Annotated in this window: 17 protein-coding genes and 1 riboswitch; of the genes, 13 read left to right on the top strand and 4 right to left on the bottom strand. The window is 49.5% G+C overall.

Annotated elements, in window-relative coordinates; all coding sequences use genetic code 11:
• The first annotated feature begins 4 nt into the window (after positions 1 to 4).
• From cbiB to MKY66_RS07445, 9 genes are all read left to right on the top strand, one after another.
• Entirely contained in the window at positions 5 to 985 is a 981-nt protein-coding gene (gene cbiB / locus MKY66_RS07405; RefSeq protein WP_076209542.1) for an adenosylcobinamide-phosphate synthase CbiB, read from the top strand.
• Positions 976 to 1,662 carry a histidine phosphatase family protein gene (locus MKY66_RS07410; protein WP_083656940.1) on the top strand — a complete coding sequence of 229 codons (687 nt, stop codon included), beginning with the start codon at positions 976 to 978 and terminating at the stop codon, positions 1,660 to 1,662. The genes cbiB and MKY66_RS07410 overlap by 10 nt, the downstream gene beginning before the upstream one ends.
• A gap of 179 nt (positions 1,663 to 1,841) precedes the next feature.
• Positions 1,842 to 1,960, top strand: a riboswitch (cobalamin riboswitch).
• Between the two features lie 442 nt (positions 1,961 to 2,402).
• Positions 2,403 to 3,401 (top strand): ABC transporter substrate-binding protein, encoded by a 999-nt coding sequence (locus MKY66_RS07415; protein ID WP_076209437.1) that lies wholly within the window; start codon positions 2,403 to 2,405, stop codon positions 3,399 to 3,401.
• Positions 3,398 to 4,444 (top strand): iron chelate uptake ABC transporter family permease subunit, encoded by a 1,047-nt coding sequence (locus tag MKY66_RS07420; protein WP_076209436.1) that lies wholly within the window; start codon positions 3,398 to 3,400, stop codon positions 4,442 to 4,444. Before MKY66_RS07415 ends, MKY66_RS07420 begins: the two co-directional genes overlap by 4 nt.
• Positions 4,441 to 5,253: an ABC transporter ATP-binding protein gene (locus tag MKY66_RS07425; protein WP_076209435.1), complete on the top strand. Its 813-nt coding sequence runs from the start codon at positions 4,441 to 4,443 to the stop codon at positions 5,251 to 5,253. The genes MKY66_RS07420 and MKY66_RS07425 overlap by 4 nt, the downstream gene beginning before the upstream one ends.
• A 45-nt stretch (positions 5,254 to 5,298) precedes the next feature.
• Positions 5,299 to 6,420: a nicotinate-nucleotide--dimethylbenzimidazole phosphoribosyltransferase gene (gene cobT, locus MKY66_RS07430; protein ID WP_076209434.1), complete on the top strand. Its 1,122-nt coding sequence runs from the start codon at positions 5,299 to 5,301 to the stop codon at positions 6,418 to 6,420.
• A complete protein-coding gene (cobU, locus tag MKY66_RS07435; protein WP_036610730.1) occupies positions 6,417 to 6,977 on the top strand; it encodes a bifunctional adenosylcobinamide kinase/adenosylcobinamide-phosphate guanylyltransferase in 561 nt (186 codons plus the stop codon). Before cobT ends, cobU begins: the two co-directional genes overlap by 4 nt.
• Positions 6,974 to 7,864: an adenosylcobinamide-GDP ribazoletransferase gene (gene cobS / locus MKY66_RS07440; protein ID WP_076209433.1), complete on the top strand. Its 891-nt coding sequence runs from the start codon at positions 6,974 to 6,976 to the stop codon at positions 7,862 to 7,864. Before cobU ends, cobS begins: the two co-directional genes overlap by 4 nt.
• A 126-nt stretch (positions 7,865 to 7,990) precedes the next feature.
• Positions 7,991 to 9,535 (top strand): cobyric acid synthase, encoded by a 1,545-nt coding sequence (locus tag MKY66_RS07445; RefSeq protein WP_076209540.1) that lies wholly within the window; start codon positions 7,991 to 7,993, stop codon positions 9,533 to 9,535.
• A 126-nt stretch (positions 9,536 to 9,661) separates the two neighbouring features.
• On the opposite strand, the gene MKY66_RS07450 is transcribed toward MKY66_RS07445, so the two are convergent.
• Positions 9,662 to 11,362, bottom strand: coding sequence for a methyl-accepting chemotaxis protein (locus MKY66_RS07450; protein ID WP_076209432.1), 1,701 nt, complete (start codon positions 11,360 to 11,362; stop codon positions 9,662 to 9,664).
• Between the two features lie 352 nt (positions 11,363 to 11,714).
• Here MKY66_RS07450 and MKY66_RS07455 point away from each other — a divergent pair, with 352 nt between their 5' ends.
• The 3 genes from MKY66_RS07455 (at position 11,715) to MKY66_RS07465 (ending at position 14,585) form a co-directional block, all read left to right on the top strand.
• Positions 11,715 to 13,112 (top strand): L-cystine transporter, encoded by a 1,398-nt coding sequence (locus MKY66_RS07455; protein WP_076209431.1) that lies wholly within the window; start codon positions 11,715 to 11,717, stop codon positions 13,110 to 13,112.
• Positions 13,113 to 13,486: 374 nt separating this feature from the next.
• Positions 13,487 to 14,170, top strand: coding sequence for a queuosine precursor transporter (locus MKY66_RS07460; protein ID WP_076209430.1), 684 nt, complete (start codon positions 13,487 to 13,489; stop codon positions 14,168 to 14,170).
• Between the two features lie 61 nt (positions 14,171 to 14,231).
• Positions 14,232 to 14,585 (top strand): hypothetical protein, encoded by a 354-nt coding sequence (locus MKY66_RS07465; RefSeq protein ID WP_076209429.1) that lies wholly within the window; start codon positions 14,232 to 14,234, stop codon positions 14,583 to 14,585.
• Positions 14,586 to 14,832: 247 nt separating this feature from the next.
• Here MKY66_RS07465 and MKY66_RS07470 read toward each other — a convergent pair whose 3' ends face one another.
• The gene (locus MKY66_RS07470; protein ID WP_076209428.1) at positions 14,833 to 15,921 is read right to left on the bottom strand and encodes a Xaa-Pro peptidase family protein; all 1,089 of its coding nucleotides are present in this window, start codon (positions 15,919 to 15,921) and stop codon (positions 14,833 to 14,835) included.
• Positions 15,922 to 16,183: 262 nt separating this feature from the next.
• Here MKY66_RS07470 and MKY66_RS07475 point away from each other — a divergent pair, with 262 nt between their 5' ends.
• On the top strand, positions 16,184 to 17,377 hold the full coding sequence (locus MKY66_RS07475) for a PQQ-dependent sugar dehydrogenase (RefSeq protein ID WP_076209427.1): 1,194 nt from the start codon (positions 16,184 to 16,186) through the stop codon (positions 17,375 to 17,377).
• A gap of 434 nt (positions 17,378 to 17,811) precedes the next feature.
• Here the strand turns inward: MKY66_RS07475 and MKY66_RS07480 are convergent, their stop codons facing one another.
• Together MKY66_RS07480 and MKY66_RS07485 are read right to left on the bottom strand one after the other, a co-directional pair.
• Positions 17,812 to 18,543 carry an MBL fold metallo-hydrolase gene (locus tag MKY66_RS07480; protein ID WP_076209426.1) on the bottom strand — a complete coding sequence of 244 codons (732 nt, stop codon included), beginning with the start codon at positions 18,541 to 18,543 and terminating at the stop codon, positions 17,812 to 17,814.
• Between the two features lie 56 nt (positions 18,544 to 18,599).
• Positions 18,600 to 19,142, bottom strand: coding sequence for a hypothetical protein (locus tag MKY66_RS07485; RefSeq protein WP_076209425.1), 543 nt, complete (start codon positions 19,140 to 19,142; stop codon positions 18,600 to 18,602).
• Positions 19,143 to 19,229 lie beyond the last annotated feature (87 nt).

The raw sequence follows: 19,229 nt of genomic DNA on the forward strand, positions 1-19,229 counted from the left end.
AGGCATGGCGGGAGCCTGGATTATTATAATTGCGTACCTGTTGGACCGATGTATCGGAGATCCACGCTGGATTCCCCATCCGGTGATTGGCATGGGAAAAGGCATCTCGGCGTTGGAGCGAGTCATTCGCTCACGTGTGCGCACAGATTCGGGGCTGAAGAGAGCCGGGCTGTTATTCCCGATGGTGATCGCGGGGAGTTCTTTTGCCATCACGTGGGGATTCGTATATCTGCTTGGACTAATCCACCCTGTCATTGCAGCGGCAGCTGAAGTGGTGCTCATTGCAACGACCATTGCTTCAAAAGGGCTGAAGGATGCAGGCATGGAAGTGTATCGTCATCTGAAGCAGCAGGATTGGCCGGCGGCCAGACGTTCACTGGGCATGATTGTTGGACGTGATACAGCGCATCTGGATGAACCCGAGGTTGTGCGGGGAACGGTAGAGACGGTTGCTGAAAACATCGTGGATGCCATTGTATCCCCGTTATTCTATGCGCTCATTGGAGGAGCTCCGCTTGCCATGGCTTATCGCGCCGTCAACACGCTGGATTCCATGGTCGGATATAAAAATGACAAGTATCTGCATCTTGGCTGGGCCTCGGCCCGTCTGGATGATGTGGCGAACTGGATACCTGCCCGGCTGACCGTGATTCTGTTAATCGTGGGTGCCTGGGTCATGAAGCTGGACGCCAAAGGAGCAGCACGCATGGTTGCACGGGATGCAAGATTACACCCAAGTCCGAATAGCGGTTTTCCCGAATCAGCGGTGGCTGGAGCACTGGGCATCCGGCTTGGCGGACATAACGTGTATCACGGCGTTGCTTCATTTCGTGCCTACATGGGTGAAGCCACACGGCCGATGGAAGCCGAGGATATTGTGCAAACGTCACGTCTGATGTTCTGGTCGGCAGGTGCTTTTGTGGTACTATGCTTGTTCATAACGCTGGGTGTGTGGCTGGCAGGAGGTAGGCTGTTATGGTCATAAATGAAGGGAATGCAGGCAATGAAGTACATACGAATCAGCCTGAGCCGCTGAAACGAAACATTCTGTGGGTCCGTCATGGGACAACGCTGTGGAATGTGGAAAAAAGATACCTGGGGCATACCGACATTGGTCTGCTGCCAAATGCCAAAGAAGAACTGGCTCCGCTTCATGAACAATTGAGCGGTGTTTCGTGGAATGAGGTATATTGCAGTGATCTGCTTCGCTGCCGACAGACGCTGGAACAGATTCTTCCTGATGCCATCGGACAGGTGAAGTTCGACTCGCGTCTGCGCGAGAATGATTTTGGACAGTGGGAAGGGCTGACGTATGATCAGCTTAAGGATAAACCTGTGTACCGAAACTGGATTGATACCCCGCAGGAGGTCACTCCGCCCGGCGGGGAATCGTGGCAGGAGTTTACCGGACGGTTGGACTCCTTTCTCCAACAGATGTTGTTGGAGGGCTGTCCTTCGACGCACGTTAATGAGGGTCAAGTGCCAACCATAGTTGTGGTTACGCATGGTGGTGTCATCCGATATGCCTTGTCCCGTCTGATTGCCGGGCTTGGGTTCTGGGATACACATGTCGTACCGGGACAGGCGATTCAGGTTCAGCTTGAACAACAGGGGAATGAGTGGTTTGGCAGCAGAATGACTTTTCCGCCGATCGGGTTGTAAGGATGTACAATATACCCTATAATCACAACAGAAGTGTGACTTCAGCATGGATACAGATACGCTGCAGGTGTGAAGCCTGAACGAGTATGTAGTATGCAGAAATTACACGGCAATGGTTTACCATATCAGCGACCAAGGGTCCCGCGTGTGAAGGCTGTCTTTTCATGGCAAATTAGTACGAGTCATGAACACACAAGGGTGAAATGGGGAAGCCGGTGCAAATCCGGCACGGTCCCGCCACTGTAAAACAGGATGATTCCTGTAAGTCAGGTTACCTGCCCTGGACGTACAAACCGGTGTTCCTTCGAGGAAAGGACAGCGTTTCGGGCTATTCTATGCGCATGGACAACCCTTGGTTGAACATGTACAGATCGCCATATGCGAGACGTCATCCCTAATCTTTGTCCAAGGATTGGGGATTTTGTATTGTCATGTAAGATAAACCGAACTTCTACACGTTAACGAAGAGTGCAGAACCGATCTGAAGAAACGGAGTGTTCGCTTAAAGCTTTCTACAAGAAAGCTACATCGGAAGCATACGCTTATCCCCGGATTTTCCCTTTCGAAAAGGGAATCAAAAAAATCTGGGGATAACAGCGATCGGAAGATGGTGCTGCAATCGGAGTGGACTTGTGTGAAATTGATGGGTTTAACTTGTACAGGAACACCAAGACATGGGAAGTAAGAGTTCGAGCATGATGCAAGAAAATAGTACAAATAGAGAAGGGGAGAATAACAGAATGAATTTCAAAAATTGGAAAAGCGTAGCGTCCCTGCTAAGTGCAGCGGCACTTGCACTGGCTTTGGCCGGATGTGGCAATGCAACAACAAACGAGGGCACAGGTACTTCACAGCAACCGGCACAGGAGCAGTCCCAAGGCCAAGCGCAGACGGACCTCAAAACACAATATCCACTGACAGTTACGGATGCAACGGGTGAATCATTCACCTTTGAAAAGGCACCTGCCAAAATTGTATCCGTGTCTCCGGCTGAGACGGAATCCCTGTTTGCCCTTGGATTGGACGATCAGATCGTTGGTGTATCCGACTATGACGATTATCCGGAAGCGGCAACAACCAAAGCTAAAATGGGCGGTATCACCAAGCCCAATGAAGAGTCTATTATTGCAGCTGAAGCCGACATCGTCTTCACAGGTATCTCCATGAGCGAAGATGCAGTGAAGAAACTGCGTGAGCTGGGCATTACCATTTTCAAAACGGATCCTAAATCCATTGACGATGTAATGAACAATATCGAAACCTTCGGTAAAATTACCGATCATCAGGAAAAAGCACAAGAAATCATCACTCAGATGAAACAGGACGTGACGGATGTAACCGAAGCGGTGAAGGCAGTTAAACCGGAAGAGAAGAAAAAAGTATACGTTGAATTCTCCCCAGGTTGGTCGGTAGGTAAAGGTGAGTTCATGGACGAACTGATCACCGTAGCCGGAGGAACCAATATTGCTTCGGACAAAGAAGGCTGGTACCAGATCAATGAAGAAAATGTGATCGCCTCCAACCCGGATGTGATTTTGTATGCTAATGATGTCATTGACGAAAACTCCAAAACACTGGATCAGATCATCAAGGCGCGCAGCGGCTGGGATCAAATTACGGCTGTGAAAAATGACGCGGTTATTGGCCTGGATGCCAACCTGCTGAGCCGTCCGGGTCCACGTGTAACCCAAGGGTTGAAAGAAGTAGCCAAAGCGATCTACCCTGACTTGTTCCAATGAGTAAAAAGCTGATCCTGTTCGGAACGATGGGCATGGTGCTGCTGGTGCTCACCGTGCTCATCTGCACGGGCATTGGTTCAGTAGCGTTGCCGATCCGTGATATTGCAGGCATCCTGATTCACAAAATTCCCTGGGTGGGCGATTGGATTACACCGGATTGGAACAAGGCAGCCGAACAGATTATCTGGAAAGTCAGATTCCCACGTGTACTGCTTGCCGTGCTCGTGGGCGCATCGTTGGCGATTGCCGGTGCGGGATTCCAGGGGGTTCTTCGGAACCCGCTGGCAGACCCGTTCACCCTGGGCGTATCATCCGGTGCTTCGGTGGGTGCAGCCTTTCTGATTTTCTTCGGATTGCAGTATGCACTGATCGGAATCTGGACGTTGCCACTGGTGGCGTTTTTGACGGGTGTAATCACGTTATGGTTTGTTATGGCACTGGCTCGTGAAGGGCGTAAAATACCTACACATAGCCTCATTCTGGCTGGTGTGGTCATGCAAAGTTTCCTGGGCGCAGTTGTTTCCTTCCTGTCGACCATGTCGAAACAGACGATTAATGAAATTATATACTGGACGATGGGAAGTCTGGCTCTGCGTGGGTGGTCGTATACGGCCATCCTTTTCCCGTATTTTCTGTTAGGACTGGTCTTTCTCTGGAGCCGTGCACGCTCGTTGAATGTGCTTGCACTGGGAGAACGTCAAGCGGCACATATCGGGATCGGAGTGGACAGGCTCAAGCTGTCGGTGCTGGCAGTCGGCACACTGCTAACCGCAGGGGCTGTCTCGGTATCGGGTGTCATCGGATTCGTTGGATTGGTGATCCCGCATATGTTGCGGCTGCTGGTGGGGCCGGATTACCGACTGCTGGTACCTTTGTCTGCCATTGGTGGAGCGATCTTCATGGTGTGGGCAGATACCATCGCAAGATCGTTGCTGGCGCCAACTGAAATTCCGCTCGGTGTTGTCACCGCCTTTGTTGGTGCGCCGTTCTTTGCTTACCTGCTGCACCGGAACAAAAAGTTGCAGAAGGGGATGATGCCATGAATTCCAGTACCAGTTCCAACTCAACTTCACTTATCTCCATTAAGGGAGCAGGGAAGTTATATGGCAATCATCAGGCACTGCGCAATGTAGACTGGCATGTTGGCGAAGGTGACTGGTGGGGAGTTGTTGGACCAAACGGCAGCGGCAAGTCCACCCTGATCCAGCTTATTGCCGGAACGGAACAGTTAAGCAAAGGTCAGATTCGTATCGATGGTCGAGACATCGGCTCTTACAGCCGTAAGGACCTGTCGCGCATGATCGCTGTATTGCAGCAGGATGGCTTACCAGCCATCTCCTATCCCGTGCGAGACGTGGTGGAGATGGGGCGATATCCATACCAGAACTGGCTGGGGCGGGAAGTGGGCGATGGGGCACTTGTAGTGGACAGGGTGCTTGAAGACCTTGGATTGACAGAGCTGGCGGACAGACCGCTGGATGCACTCAGCGGCGGGCAACGGCAGCGGGTCGCACTAGCCAAAGTTATGGCTCAGGAGCCGAGGTTACTGCTGCTGGACGAGCCGACCACGTTTCTGGATATTAAATATCAATTGCAATTCATGGAATTGTTATCGGCATGGCGACAGAGAAATAACATTACGATTGTGGCTGTGCTGCATGATCTGAATCTGGCCGCGTTATTTTGCGATCACATTCTGGCGCTGCGTGAGGGATTGACGGTTGGAAAGGGCACACCTCATACGTTGATCAACGATGAGAACATCCAGGACATATTTCGCGTCAAACCCGCGATTGTCTCTCATCCCGACCATGCCATACCTCAACTGCTGCTGCGGCGGGACATCGATTAAATGAAGCGGGGCAACCCATATTTTGATGAAGGAAGTGCTGGTTGTATGAATAATGAACAGGTGTTGGAGCATTTAATAAGTAAGATTACTGCCCCTGACCAGGAAGTGGCGGCAGAAACCTCTGCACACGTGGATTCGTTGACGAAGCCGCCGGGAAGTCTGGGCAAATTGGAAGAGCTGGTGATACGACTGGCAGGCATGACGGGCAATGCACGTCCGCGTTTTGATCACAGGGCGGTCATTGTCATGGCCGCAGATCACGGCGTAGTGGAAGAAGGCATCAGTGCTTTTCCTGCTGAAGTGACCCCGCAGATGGTCCTGAATTTCCTTGCTGGAGGCGCTGCGGTGAATGTGCTTGCTCGTCACGCCGGAGCTGATGTGATCTGTGTGGATATCGGTGTGAATGCCGATCTTGAACATCCGGACCTGCTTTCCCGTAAAATTCGCAAAGGCACGGCCAACATGGCCCGAGGTGCAGCGATGACCCGGGATGAGGCAGTCAGCGCTATCCTTGCAGGAGCCGAAGTTGTAGCGGCAGAGGTGGCGAAGGGAACTCAACTGTTTGTCACCGGGGAGATGGGAATTGGCAACACCACCGCAAGTGCTGCGGTAATGAGCGCGTTAACCGGAGTTGCACCAGCTGCCGCCGTGGGGCGAGGAACCGGCATTGATGATGCAGGCTTGCAGCGCAAGGCTGCTGTAGTCAGCCGGGCGCTTAGCGTAAACACACCGAACCCGGAAGATGCACTGGATGTTCTGTGCAAGGTGGGTGGACTGGAGATTGCCGGACTCACAGGGGTTATTCTCGCAGCAGCTGCTCATCGTTGCCCTGTCGTTGTAGACGGGTTCATCTCTACCGCCGCAGCGCTGGTGGCGAGACAACTTGCACCTCTGAGCACAGCCTATATGATCGCTTCTCATACGTCACACGAAAATGGACATGGAGCGCTGCTGCGTGAACTGGACCTGAAAGCGATGCTGGATCTGGACATGCGTCTGGGTGAAGGCACAGGCGGCGTGCTCAGTCTTCATCTGATTGACGCAGCATGTCTCATTCTGAACGAGATGGCGACTTTTGCAAGCGCGGGTGTCTCGGACGGGGCAAGCCATGCTTCGGACTCCGCTGCGTCGGTTGATTCATCCCTGCAAGGAGAGAGTTCTCGATGAGCGTACTGGTGACAGGCGGCGCACGCAGTGGCAAAAGCTCCTTTGCCGAGCGTCTCTGCATGCAGCGTTCCTCTGAGGCCTGGTATGTGGCGACAGCTCAGGCGTACGATGATGAAATGCGTGAGCGCATCGCCATGCATCAGCATCAGCGCGAGGCATCAGGGTATCTGTGGCATACAACAGAAGAGCCGATACATCTACCTGCTTTGATAAGCCGCATGGGTGAAGGGCATACAGGGACTTCTGCACCCACCATTCTGGTGGATTGCCTGACGCTGTGGCTGACAAATGTTTTGTTAGCGCATGAGCATGACGAGAAGCAGGTGTTACAGGGACATTTGGACGCGTTGGTTGAAGCGATTCGAACCTATCCCGGTTTGCTTGTTTTGGTTACAAATGAAGTGGGAGATGGGATCGTACCGGAATATGCCCTTGGCAGGAAATATCGGGATTTGGCCGGTGTACTGAATCAGCGCATTGCGGCGATATGCGGTGAAGTGTTTCTGGTGACCGTAGGCATTGCGATTGAACTGAAAAGCAAGGAGTACCGCTTATGAAGGATGGCACGCCTGCTCCTCAGCGCAAACATGCGGCGGCAGCCGCTTTTCAATTTTTGTCCCGTTTCCCTGTCAAAATGCAAATCGATTTTGTCCCGCCATTGCTGCGGGAAAGTGTAGTCTTTTATCCGCTGGTCGGTGCTGCAATTGGTCTGTGTGCCTGGCTCGCGGGAGCCTTAAGCGGTGCAGTGCTTCCGGCCTTTCCGGCTGCCGTCCTGACCTTGACGTTATGGGTATGGCTTACCGGAGGGCTCCATCTTGACGGATGGATGGATACGGCGGATGGCTTGCTCAGTTATCGTACTCGTGAACGGATGCTTGAGATTATGAAGGACAGCCGTGTCGGGGCAATGGGCGTGATCGCCTGCGTGTTGCTTCTGATGATGAAGGCTGCGCTGATCGCTGATTTTATTGCCCGGGGCCACTGGGTGTACGGTGCGTTGCTGATCCTGCCCATGATCTGGAGCCGCTGGTTCATGGTGTATGCGATGTCGGCCTGGCCGAATGCGCGCGAAGATGATGGACTTGCTGTATTGTTTAAAGGTCTCGGGGAGCGGAAGGAGGTCCAGCGTGCACGAAGTTCAGCTGTGGGCCTGACCTTGGTCGCAGGGGCACTTACGTTTGCCGCGGTGTGGCTTTTCAAGCCGGATATGGGGATTGCGGATGCGATGGTGAGTGGGCTGGGAACACTGCCATGGTGGCTATACCCGGTGACGGCAGTTATTATACTGCCTGTGGCGTGTTATTATATCGGCCGATTCGTGGCTGCTCGGATCAGTGAACGGCTCGGCGGTTTAACCGGGGATACGTATGGTGCCATGAATGAGCTGCTGGAGGCGGCTTTGTTGACCGTGCTGAGTGTGCTTCAGGGACTGTTCTGGCTGTAACTTTTGAAGTATGAAGAAGTATGGAAAGTGTTACGCATAAGGTTGGGAGCAAGGTGATCTGGATATAACACGGAGACAGGGGGAGAGAGCGTGGAAGATAGGCCATCACAACCAGCGGCGGTACTGATGCTGCAAGGAACGGCTTCCGATGTAGGCAAAAGTGTCATCACAACGGCATTGTGCCGGATTTTTAAGCAGGACGGCTTCAAGCCAGCCCCGTTTAAATCACAGAATATGGCACTGAATTCCTATGTGACGGAAGATGGCAAGGAGATTGGTCGGGCTCAGGGAGCACAAGCTGAAGCCTGCGGTATTGAGGCGACAACCGACATGAATCCAATCCTGATCAAGCCGGTGCGGGACATGCATTCGCAGATCGTGGTACATGGTGTACCATTTGCCCAGATGAGTGCATCAGAGTACCGTCAGCATTTCCTGCCTGAAGCAAAGCACACGGTTATGGATGCGTTGAATCGGCTACGGGATACTTATGATATTGTGCTGATGGAGGGAGCGGGCAGTCCGGCCGAGATCAATCTGAAGGACCGGGATATCGTCAACATGAATCTGGCAGGCTGGGCCGATGCGCCGGTGATTCTGATCTCCGATATTGATCGGGGCGGGGTATTTGCTTCCATCGTAGGTACGCTCGAACTGCTTGAACCCCATGAGGCGGCGCGTGTCAAAGGGTTCATTATCAACAAGTTCCGCGGTGATCTGTCCCTGTTGCAGCCAGGACTCGACTGGCTTGAAGAACGGACAGGCATTCCAGTATTAGGTGTATTGCCTTACATAAGAGATATTCAGATTGAAGCAGAGGATTCGGTGGTACTGGACTCCATGCGTCATGGTAAATCCGGCAAAACCGAGCTGGATCTGGTGGTGATCCGATATCCGCGAATTTCCAACTTTACAGACTTTGATGCACTTTCCCGTGAACCGGATGTAAATGTGCGTTACGTGACCTCGCCAGAGGAATTGGGCAGTCCGGATGCCATTCTTCTACCGGGTACGAAGGATACCATAGGTGACCTGGCATATTTGCGTGAGTCTGGGCTGGAACAGGCGATTGCCAGCCAGACCGAGCGTGAGCATGTTCAGCTCGTAGGAATATGTGGCGGATACCAGATGCTGGGACGTCATCTGAAGGACCCGTTTGCTGTGGAGGCGAATCAGATCCAGGAAGCAAAAGGACTTGGCTGGCTCCCGCTGTCGACAACGTTTCTTCAGGAAAAGCAGACCGTCAGAGCCTCCGGACGGGTGCAGCCTGATCACCCGATTCGTCTGTATGGTGAGCGAGATGTAACAGATGCTTCATTACCTGTTAATGGATATGAGATTCATATGGGTGTTACGGAGTGCCACGAGCCTGAACGGGTAACCGCGTTGTTTGAAATCTCACATCCAGGTGGTCAACCTTTCCAAGAAGGCTGGGGCTCAGTAGATGGCAGCGTGTGGGGAACCTACCTGCATGGTTTGTTTGAAAGTGATCAATTCCGACGTTCGTGGCTGAATGCCTTGCGTGAAGGTAAAGGACTGCCGCCGCTTCAGGAGACATATAGTGCGCATGAACGTAAGGAGATGGAATTTGATCGGGTAGCCGAATCGTTGCGTTCGGCATTGGATATGAAGCGCGTGTACGAGATTATGGGTGTTCAGGCACCCGAGTGAAACAACAATACCCCCATGTCCGACAAACCGTTCTCTAGAAACGGAATGTTAGCGGCATGGGGGTATTGTATATCCTATGATTAAATGAGGTTTAAAACAGGTGATGATAGGTTAATGGTTAACCTGTTAGTTTATTTTGAAATTTTTCATAGCCGATTGCAGCTCTACGGCTTGTTCATGCAGATGACGAACTGTATTCGAATGTGAATCCATCTCGCTGAGCTGAAGATCTGCTGTTGAAGCAATCTGTAACATGCTCTCACGGGATTTGGTCGTAATCTGTGCCGTTTCTTCAACGGACGCACTCACTTCTTCAGCACCAGCGGATACTTGTTGTGTAGAAGCAGAGACGGTCTGAATGGTCAGATTCACGTTCTGAATCAATTCATTCAGTTGCTGGAAGGCTGAGCCTGCTTGTTGAACAACAGTTGTGCCTGAACCAATCTCCTGGGTTACACGGTTCATGGCATCAACCGAACGTTCAGCATCTTCACGAATGGTACCCAGATAATCCGAAATTTCTTCGGTGGCTGTCTTGGATTGCTCGGCAAGTTTGCGAACTTCTCCAGCAACAACAGCGAATCCGCGGCCATGCTCTCCGGCACGTGCTGCTTCAATGGAGGCGTTGAGTGACAGCATGTTAATCTGTTTGGTGATTTCAAAAATGGAAGCAACAATGGTGCCGATGGCTACCGAACGTTCATTCATAGTTTCCACATAACGCAACGATTCGCTTGCTGTCTGACCTACACGCTCCATCTGCTCAATGGCATTCTGAGCCAGTCGGTTACCGTTAACTGCCTCGTTGGCTGCTTCACCAATCTGGTCAGACACTTCAGCAGAAGAAGAAGCAATATGCATGATACCTTGCGTGATTTCTTCCATAGCTCTGGCGTTCTCGGATGCGCTTGACGCAATGCTGATGCTGCCTTTTTCTGCATCTTCTGCGGAGCGGCTGGAGTTTCGAACCATACCGGACATCGATTCAACCCGCTGAAGCAGGTCATTGGAGCCTGATACAACTTCATTGGACGTGGACAAGGCACGGCTAATCATTTCTTTCAGGTTATGCGTCATCGTCTGGAAGCTTGCGGCAAGCTGGGCAATTTCATCTTTACCTTTGATCTCTAGTTCAGCGGTCAGATCACCCTGGGATATTTGTTTGCTATGTTGGACGAGCTTGATGATTGGTTTGGTAACTCTTTTGATCATACTAGTGGAGATAAGCCAGCCGAGCACAAACACTAATGCTGTAATCCCAAGACACAACCAGAAAATCTGGGTAATCTTGTCTTGAATGAACTGGGCATCCATGCTCACAGCCATAATCATGTTACTTCCTGCAATGGGGATAAAGGCTGCTTTATGTACACCAAAGGAATCGGAGTAGACCTCACTGATTACCATTTCTTTGTTTTCAATGGCTGCATTCATTGCAGGTTCTACACTAATCTCATCCTGGGCTTTCATGTTTGAAGAAGGGTTGGCCACAACGACTTTGGCTGAGCCATCTTGAATAGCAACAACGTAAGCCGCATCCAAATTATGTTCTTTGGCTTTATCTGCCAGGTACGATTCCACGGTCATGGCAGCACCTTCAGAACCGGCTCCGCCACTCTGTACCTGTAGGATTTTGGAAGCTGAAGTATTTTTGTATATATCCTGAATGGACGTGTTTAGGACTTTGTCAAACTGCGGGAGCACGTAGCTTTGAATAATATTCATCGAAACGGCGTAAAAACTAATACTGAACAACAGGGAAGCAACCAGCAGAACGAGGAACAAGTTGCCTCTGATTTTACCGGCAACGGTGCGATTACGAAACATATGATCATCCTTTCACGTCAAGTTCATTAACATTATCGCTTTTCCGTAATCCTAAGACCTATCTACCAATGAAGAAAGACCTAAATTGAACATTGAGAAAACTTGGGAATAAGCGGATATACCTATATTACAAAATTAACCGGAGGTTGAATAGAACAATTTTCACGATTTGGTGTATTTTTTTCAGAAATACATGAATCTATTACATGCATATTACATAATATCAATTAATACCTACCAGAATAGTTTGTTATATGTTATATTGTAAAATGTCTTTGTCGGAAGTACAAAAGATAGAAGAGAAAACCGGATATGTTCCGGTTACACACATGCCTGAGGAGGATTTAAAGAAATGGATACTTTTCTAATCATATTGAATGTAGTGGTTATGCTTGCCTTACTTGGTATCCTCTACTGGATGCAGAAAAAGCATATCTCCTTTACGAAACGCGTATTTGCGGGTCTGGGACTGGGGATTGTTTACGGGGTTATTCTCCAATTGGTGTACACATCAGGTTCTGATGTAGTTACGAAATCAGTCGATTGGTTCAATCTGGTCGGTTCAGGATATGTTCGTTTGTTACAAATGGTCGTGATCCCATTGATCATGGTGTCGATCATCTCAGCCATTATGAATCTGAAGGGCAAGCAAAATCTCGGCAAGATGAGTGTTTCCATTATTGCCATTCTGTTGATCACCACAGCGATTGCCGCAGGTGTCAGCATTGTAACCAGCCTTGGCTTCAACCTGACTTCCATTGAGATTCAAGGAGGAGACCGGGAGAATGCGCAGATTCAGAAGGTGGAGGAACGGCTTGTTGATGTGAAGGATCAGACCATCCCGCAGCAAGTGCTGGAATTCATTCCTTCAAATCCATTTGCAGATATGACAGGAGAACGTCGTACATCCACACTGGCGGTGGTTATCTTCTCCGCGTTTATCGGTGTAGCTGTACTGGGATTGGATCGCAAAAAACCACAGCAGGCGGAAACCTTCCGAGGTATGGTTAATGCGGTATATGCGGTGGTTATGCGAATTGTTACACTGGTGCTGCGGCTTACGCCTTACGGGATTTTAGCACTGATTACAAAGGTAACGGCGACAACCAATGCGGAAGAGATATTAAAGCTCATCAAATTCGTGATTGCGTCTTATATCGCGCTGGCGATCATGTTTATTATTCATCTGATCATTATCACTCTGTCCGGCTTCAACCCGGTTACGTATTTGAAGAAGGTGCTGCCAACACTGGTATTTGCCTTTACGTCCCGTTCAAGTGCAGCGGCGATCCCGCTGAATGTGGAGACACAGACGAAGAAACTCGGCGTATCGGACGGTATTGCGAACCTGTCTGCAAGCTTTGGGGCTACGATTGGGCAAAACGGCTGCGCCGGGATCTATCCGGCCATGCTGGCGGTGATGATTGCTCCGACGGTCGGCATCGACCCGCTGAGCTGGGACTTCATTGTGACTTTGATCCTCGTAGTCATGATCAGTTCGTTTGGTGTGGCTGGCGTTGGCGGCGGGGCAACCTTCGCTTCCCTGATCGTATTGTCCACCATGAATCTGCCTGTGGCTCTGGTTGGACTGCTCATTTCCGTGGAGCCGCTGATCGACATGGGTCGTACAGCGCTTAACGTGAACGGGTCGATGACATCAGGACTCGTGACGAGCAGAATTTTGAAGGAAAACGATCGGGACACGTTTAACGATCAGAGTCGTGAGCTGGATTCTGCGGCTCAGGCTTAATACAGAATAGATTAGATAGAAGCTCACATTAAGATAGCTAGAGCCGTCTACACATCAAGTGAGAAAAGCCGTCCTTCGGAGGAATCCGGAGGGCGGTTTTTTTGCGGCAATCAAACTATGCTGTGCACAGTGGTGAAGCAGTCTTCTTTTTCTATACATGGTGCAAGGGGAATAGAGGTAGGAAAAACTAGTATGGTCGAGAGGGAAGCGGGAGGAATATAGAAGGGGTCGTAGTCACTCAGGCACACTTGGAGTTATTTAGTTCTGTTCATGGGACGAGAAATGTGATAGAGTATTCATGTTTTGGCCCTGAGCCAAACCGCGGTTCGTAACCATCCCGCGTAATCAAAACTAGGAAGGCAGTGTATGTATTTATGTTTAACTTAGGGTGGGGAGCAGTTTTTGTTCTCGTAACTTATGGATTTTTCCTGTTGTGTTACCGCTTGTTCGGTAAAAAAGGTCTCTATGCCTGGATTGGTGTGGCTACGGTTATAGCCAACATTCAGGTGACCAAAACGATAGATATCATGGGAATCGTGCTGACGCTTGGTAACACGATGTATGTCAGCATGTACCTGACCAGTGATCTGCTCAATGAGAAATATGGACCAGGTGAGGCACGCAAAGCTGTATGGTTCGGATTTTTCACGCTCATCATGACAACGGTTCTGATGCAGATGGTGTTGTTTTTTGACCCGGCACCAACGGACTTTGCACAGGATTCGATGAAAACATTGTTTGGTCTGCTGCCACGTCTGGCACTCGGAAGTCTGACAGCTTATTTTATAAGTCAGTTCCTGGATGTTCGATTGTACTCCTGGTTGCGCAAGGTGGCCCCAGGGCGCAATCAGTTGTGGATACGCACCAACGGTAGTTCGATCATCAGTTCATTTGTGGATACACTGGTGTTCTGCACGATCGCGTTTGCGTTCATCTACCCTTGGGATGTTTGGCTGGAAATCTTCCTGACGACGTATATTATCAAATTTGTATTAACTGCGGTTGGAACGCCGTTTCTGTATGCTGCACGTAGCTTTAAGTTTAAGGATGAGGCTTAGACAATATCGTTATGAGCGTGTATCATTAGCAACAATGATTTCATACAAAGGGGAATCGCACATGTACTCTACACTGCGTTATACACTGGAAAGCAATGGCACAACCTACGAGAATGATAGCATTAATGCCTCGTTATTGGTGGAGTTGATCTCCAATCTGGAATTGCATGAATACGTAGTACTTAAACCTTCGGAGCTGGTGGAGGGAAGTATGTATATGCAGGCTGCTGCGCTTGAGGAACCAGGGCAAATGGTGGCAGAGATTCGTTTGCAGGAAGGCGAGGACGGTTTCCGGCATTACAGCTGCAGCACAACAGATCCGACCGGGATTATTCAATGGTTTCTGGATTACTGGGGGAAGCAACAGCTGCCACAGCTGGAGTCTTGGCAGGATATCACGCATGAGTTTGGTTAATGGTAAATGAGTGAGCCAGGAATAAGGTTACGTAGAATGCAGACGGAGTAATTTAGGATATGCTTCGTATTAATTACAATCCCGCAACCCATGATATTCATGGATTTGCGGGATTTTTGCGTTCGCGAAAGGAGTATAGTATTTTGAAGATACAGTTCAGCACAGTTTCGTGCAGTTTAGTTCATGATGCATAATATCGGCTAAGCATTGATGTATCTGGGCTATTTTTGACATAGATCCAGTTGGATTAGTCGGTAAGGATTTGCAGTTCTTTTGGATATGTTGTCAGAACTTCCACACCTGTCTCGGTTACAATTACATCATCTTCGATACGGACGCCGCCTGCTGCGGTATATATGCCCGGTTCAATTGTGAATACGGTACCTTCATTCAGGATGTCCATATTCTCTCCATGGAGAGAAGGATACTCATGTACGTCAATACCGAGTCCATGGCCTACTCTATGCATAAAACGCTCGCCGTACCCCGCTTCTTCCGTGACCTGGCGTGCTGCACGATCCACTTCGGCACAGGTGATGCCTGGTTTCACGATTTGAATAGCAGCTTCATTCGCTGCGAGCACAGTGTTATAGATGGTTTTGAGTTCAGGTGAGATGTCACCAAAGGCGAATGTACGTGTGATATCCGAGGCATATCCTCCAGCATAGACACCCATATCAAACATCAACAGGTCACCATGTTGCAGTTTCCGTTCACCCGGTGTACCGTGTGGCAGACCTGTTTTGGGTCCCGTGAGCACCATGGTATCAAAGGAAGGACCATCAGCACCCAGCTTTTTCATCTGATACTCCATCTCGGCGACAAGTTCGATCTCGGTTACACCTGTGCGAACATGAGAGAGTCCTTGACGCAATGTTTCTTCAATCAGATAAATGGCGTGGCGAATGCGGGCTACCTCATCCGGTGTTTTTTTCACACGTAATGTGCGAAGCAGGGGGCCAACATCTTCAAAGCTGGCAGCACCCAGCGCGGCGGTCAGTTGCTCATAACGTGATACTGTCACATATTCTTTTTCGAGACCTACTCGGGCCAATCGCCCCTGATAACGATCAAACAAAGCGTATGGATTATCCGTATCCGTGTGAGTGGCAATATTGGATACCGAGGAAGCGGCTGCGGCAGCTTCAGCATCGAGCGCAGGTACAATCAACAGGGGCTCTTCGCCCCGTGCGAGAACCAGACCTAGGAAGCGTTCATGCGGATTGCTCGCAAATCCGGTTAAATAGTAGATATGTTTTGGATCTGTGATCAGCATGGCGTCCAATCCTTGCCCGGACAGATCGGCTTCAAGACGAGATAAAGGGTTTTGATTCATAAGTGTAGTTGTCCACCTTTCCATTCATACTATCCTTCTATTATAAAAGATTATGATGGAATTCCAAACCGCAGTGATTTCATGTCCTCGGAATCCCTTGAATTCTCGGTTTAAACGGCTGGTATGAAGGGTAATACAGGGCGAAACCGCTTTACAGATGAATAATAACAACTCAAATATAGAGAAAAATACATTAACAATACGTTAAAGTATGGCTTAATTAATTTATACAAAAGAACGATATACGAAGGGAGATGTAATCATGAATAATCGAGTAACCGTTCCACTGTATGCTTCATTATTAAGTGTGGCACTGTTAACCGCGTCATGTTCTTCAGGCGAACCTTCTACGGGAGGAACAGAGCAGACGTCTCAGGGACAGACAGCCAATGGAGGCAATACCGGTGCAAGTGGGAATGAGAGTGGAGCACAGGGGGAGACGGTTATTCCGTATCAGGCTTCCGTTCTGGTTGAAGGATTGAATGCACCGTGGGAGATTGTGAGTGTGCCTGATGGTCGGATGTTTGTAACGGAACGGCCTGGTGCGATTCGGGTCATTGAGGATGGAAAACTAGCCCCTGAACCACTGATTGAATTCTCAGCCCCGTTTAATGAAGAAGGTGAAGGAGGTCTGTTGGGTCTGGCAGCTGATCCGGACTTCGAGGAGAACGGTTATTTGTATGCATATCACTCCTATCTGGAAGGCAACGACATTGCCAATCGAGTATTACGTCTCAAGGTGAATGATGGCAAAGCGGTCATAGATCAAGAGTTGCTTGGTAACATTCCAGGCGGAACAAATCATAACGGTGGGCGGATCAAAATTGGCCCGGACAAGTTGCTCTATATCACGACAGGTGAGCGTTATGAACCGGAACTGTCACAGAACAAAGATAGCCTTGGCGGTAAAATATTGCGGATTGGTCTCGACGGATCGATCCCGGCAGACAACCCATGGCCGAATTCACCTGTATACAGTATGGGACACCGTAATGCACAAGGACTTGCCTGGAACCCGGACAACGGTTATCTGTATTCTACCGAGCATGGTCAGCGGAATCATGATGAGATTAACCGGATTGTGGCTGGTGAGAATTATGGCTGGCCCGAGGTAGAAGGAGACGATGATGACAACGGCGCATATCAAGCTCCGCTTGCACATAGTGGGAATGATACATGGGCGCCGTCTGGTGTAGCTTTTGTAGAAGAAGGACCTTGGGCTGGATCACTGATTGCTGCAAATCTGCGTGGAGAGCAGTTGCTGAAGGTCACTCTTTCGGAAGATGGCACACAGGTGGAGAAGGTGGAACCCGTCTTCGAAGATGAGTGGGGCCGAATTCGCAATGTGAGTGCTGGCGAGGACGGCAAGTTGTACGTGCTTACGAACAATCGGGATGGACGAGGATCGCCGCGTGATGGAGATGACAAGCTGATTGTACTAACTCCGGAGAGCTGAGTCGGGGTCGGGAGAGAAAATCAGGGTGGCAGGACAGCGTCGAACCGGATTGGTATCCCCGTAAGGTTGAGGATGGAGTAAGTTAAAACGAACGGTTACTGCTTAACTTGAGCCAAAGCCCTGAAGTACCCTGAATCTGAATCGCTCTAAATAAAATTTTTCTAAAGAACCTGACGCACCTTAAATAGAGGTTTGGTGGCGTTCGTAGTCTGAGATTCGTTACAAAACAACCCCAGTGCAGTAGTAGATGCACATGGTTAATTAATCAAAGGAGCTGTCCCGTCAAATTCATGACTTATGGGACAGCTCCTTGATTGTAATCTATGTGTCATCCTAATCTTGAAAGAGCTACAACGCACAATGCCCACGAAGAGAAACAGCGTTAATAGGATGCGTTATCTTTCCAAAAACACTCACAAGTCCGCGTTCTTTACTTACTCTGCGCTCTCCGCAAGTGTGGCAATACGCTGAGCCGGATCATTCATGTACTCTCCACCGTGATAACAGAGAACCTTATTGAGCTTAAGGTTGGTCAGTTTCTTCAGGCTTCGCAGCGCTTCAGGCATGTCCGGTGTCGCTTGTGGCGCAGGGCCAACCAGTTCATCATCGACTACACGAAGTTCATCGGCAGCGAGCAGGAATTGCTGCTCCCCGAAATACAGGCAGATATGACCTGGCGTATGTCCCGGTGTATGAATGACCTGTGTACCGCCTTGAAGAGGTAATAAGTCTCCGTCTGCCAGCGTTCTGCTAATGTTCACTTCAGGCAGCTGCAAGAGCAGTTGATCTGCCAGTGCCAAAACGGGCGCGGGGAGCAGAGCACGACGTTCAGGCGTGAATTTGATCAAAGGCTTCTCACCGGTTAGATACGGAATCTCATCGGCATGTGCCCAGATTTCCAGATCAGGGATGGCATCCAGCAGAGCACCCAAGTTACCGATATGATCGATGTCCTGATGAGTAATAATCACACGTTTTACGTCCGAGAGCTGTACGTTCTCTTGTTCCAATGCGGATTGAAGTTCGGCAAATTGTCCAATCATGCCCGTATCCACCAGGGTTACCCCATCTTCGTCACGAAGCATGACGGGGAATATGGGGCTGTTCCCAGAAGGCGTAGGAATCTGAAGATTTAGCACAGTAATCGAAGTTGTTGGATGGCTCATGGTTATTCGGACCGTAGTCCGGTACACCTCCTTATATTTTTTAGCAATGATTGTTGTTATTCAGGGCGATTATATTTTAAGTGTTTTCTATATTTTTTTACCGTATGGAGCAGCGCTTCGAACGTTTCTTCTTCATTACTGCCATCTTTAACGATGGTGACAAACGAGAAGTTATCATGAACAAGTTTGTTCCTCGTCTGAAACACCAGACTAAGGGCTTCAGCGAAGTTTTCTTTTTCGGGTTCCAGAGCAATGAACTCTTTACTCAGTTCGGCCTGAATAATCTCCATGTTGGAGCGTGCACGGTAGGCAGGAGTTTTCATCAGCTGAGTCGAATTAAACTTTTTCTGATATACGTCTCTGTACAGTTGATGTAACATTTGTTCAATAATGGCGCATAATTCGATGACCAGTGAAGCATATCTTCGGTTTTTGCGTTTTCGGGTGAGCTCACGTGTTTCTTCTTTGTCCCAAATACCGTATTTTTCATACAGCGTAGAATCAACGTTCTGCAAAATTTCCTGATATTCCTGTTCGAGTAGTGCGATTTCAAGTTTGGCTTGTTTTTTTACTTTTTTAAAATCTTCTTTGGTCAGCATACTTGTCCTCCCATGGAAACCGAGATGTGATCCTATCATTATCTCATATTGTCCGTCGTCGCGCCTCTAATTTCGGAACCTCAGGTT

This window comes from Paenibacillus sp. FSL R5-0766 (assembly GCF_037971845.1).
Taxonomy (GTDB): Bacteria; Bacillota; Bacilli; order Paenibacillales; family Paenibacillaceae; genus Paenibacillus.

Coding starts and splice junctions, on each gene's coding strand:
- cobS (WP_076209433.1), top strand. CDS start 6,974: ATGAAGGATGGCACGCCTGCTCCTCAGCGCAAACATGCGGCGGCAGCC.
- MKY66_RS07465 (WP_076209429.1), top strand. CDS start 14,232: ATGTACTCTACACTGCGTTATACACTGGAAAGCAATGGCACAACCTAC.
- cbiB (WP_076209542.1), top strand. CDS start 5: ATGGCGGGAGCCTGGATTATTATAATTGCGTACCTGTTGGACCGATGT.
- cobT (WP_076209434.1), top strand. CDS start 5,299: ATGAATAATGAACAGGTGTTGGAGCATTTAATAAGTAAGATTACTGCC.
- MKY66_RS07485 (WP_076209425.1), bottom strand. CDS start 19,142: ATGCTGACCAAAGAAGATTTTAAAAAAGTAAAAAAACAAGCCAAACTT.
- MKY66_RS07470 (WP_076209428.1), bottom strand. CDS start 15,921: ATGAATCAAAACCCTTTATCTCGTCTTGAAGCCGATCTGTCCGGGCAA.
- MKY66_RS07450 (WP_076209432.1), bottom strand. CDS start 11,362: ATGTTTCGTAATCGCACCGTTGCCGGTAAAATCAGAGGCAACTTGTTC.
- MKY66_RS07425 (WP_076209435.1), top strand. CDS start 4,441: ATGAATTCCAGTACCAGTTCCAACTCAACTTCACTTATCTCCATTAAG.
- MKY66_RS07455 (WP_076209431.1), top strand. CDS start 11,715: ATGGATACTTTTCTAATCATATTGAATGTAGTGGTTATGCTTGCCTTA.
- MKY66_RS07460 (WP_076209430.1), top strand. CDS start 13,487: ATGTTTAACTTAGGGTGGGGAGCAGTTTTTGTTCTCGTAACTTATGGA.
- MKY66_RS07445 (WP_076209540.1), top strand. CDS start 7,991: ATGCTGCAAGGAACGGCTTCCGATGTAGGCAAAAGTGTCATCACAACG.
- cobU (WP_036610730.1), top strand. CDS start 6,417: ATGAGCGTACTGGTGACAGGCGGCGCACGCAGTGGCAAAAGCTCCTTT.
- MKY66_RS07475 (WP_076209427.1), top strand. CDS start 16,184: ATGAATAATCGAGTAACCGTTCCACTGTATGCTTCATTATTAAGTGTG.
- MKY66_RS07480 (WP_076209426.1), bottom strand. CDS start 18,543: ATGAGCCATCCAACAACTTCGATTACTGTGCTAAATCTTCAGATTCCT.
- MKY66_RS07410 (WP_083656940.1), top strand. CDS start 976: ATGGTCATAAATGAAGGGAATGCAGGCAATGAAGTACATACGAATCAG.
- MKY66_RS07415 (WP_076209437.1), top strand. CDS start 2,403: ATGAATTTCAAAAATTGGAAAAGCGTAGCGTCCCTGCTAAGTGCAGCG.
- MKY66_RS07420 (WP_076209436.1), top strand. CDS start 3,398: ATGAGTAAAAAGCTGATCCTGTTCGGAACGATGGGCATGGTGCTGCTG.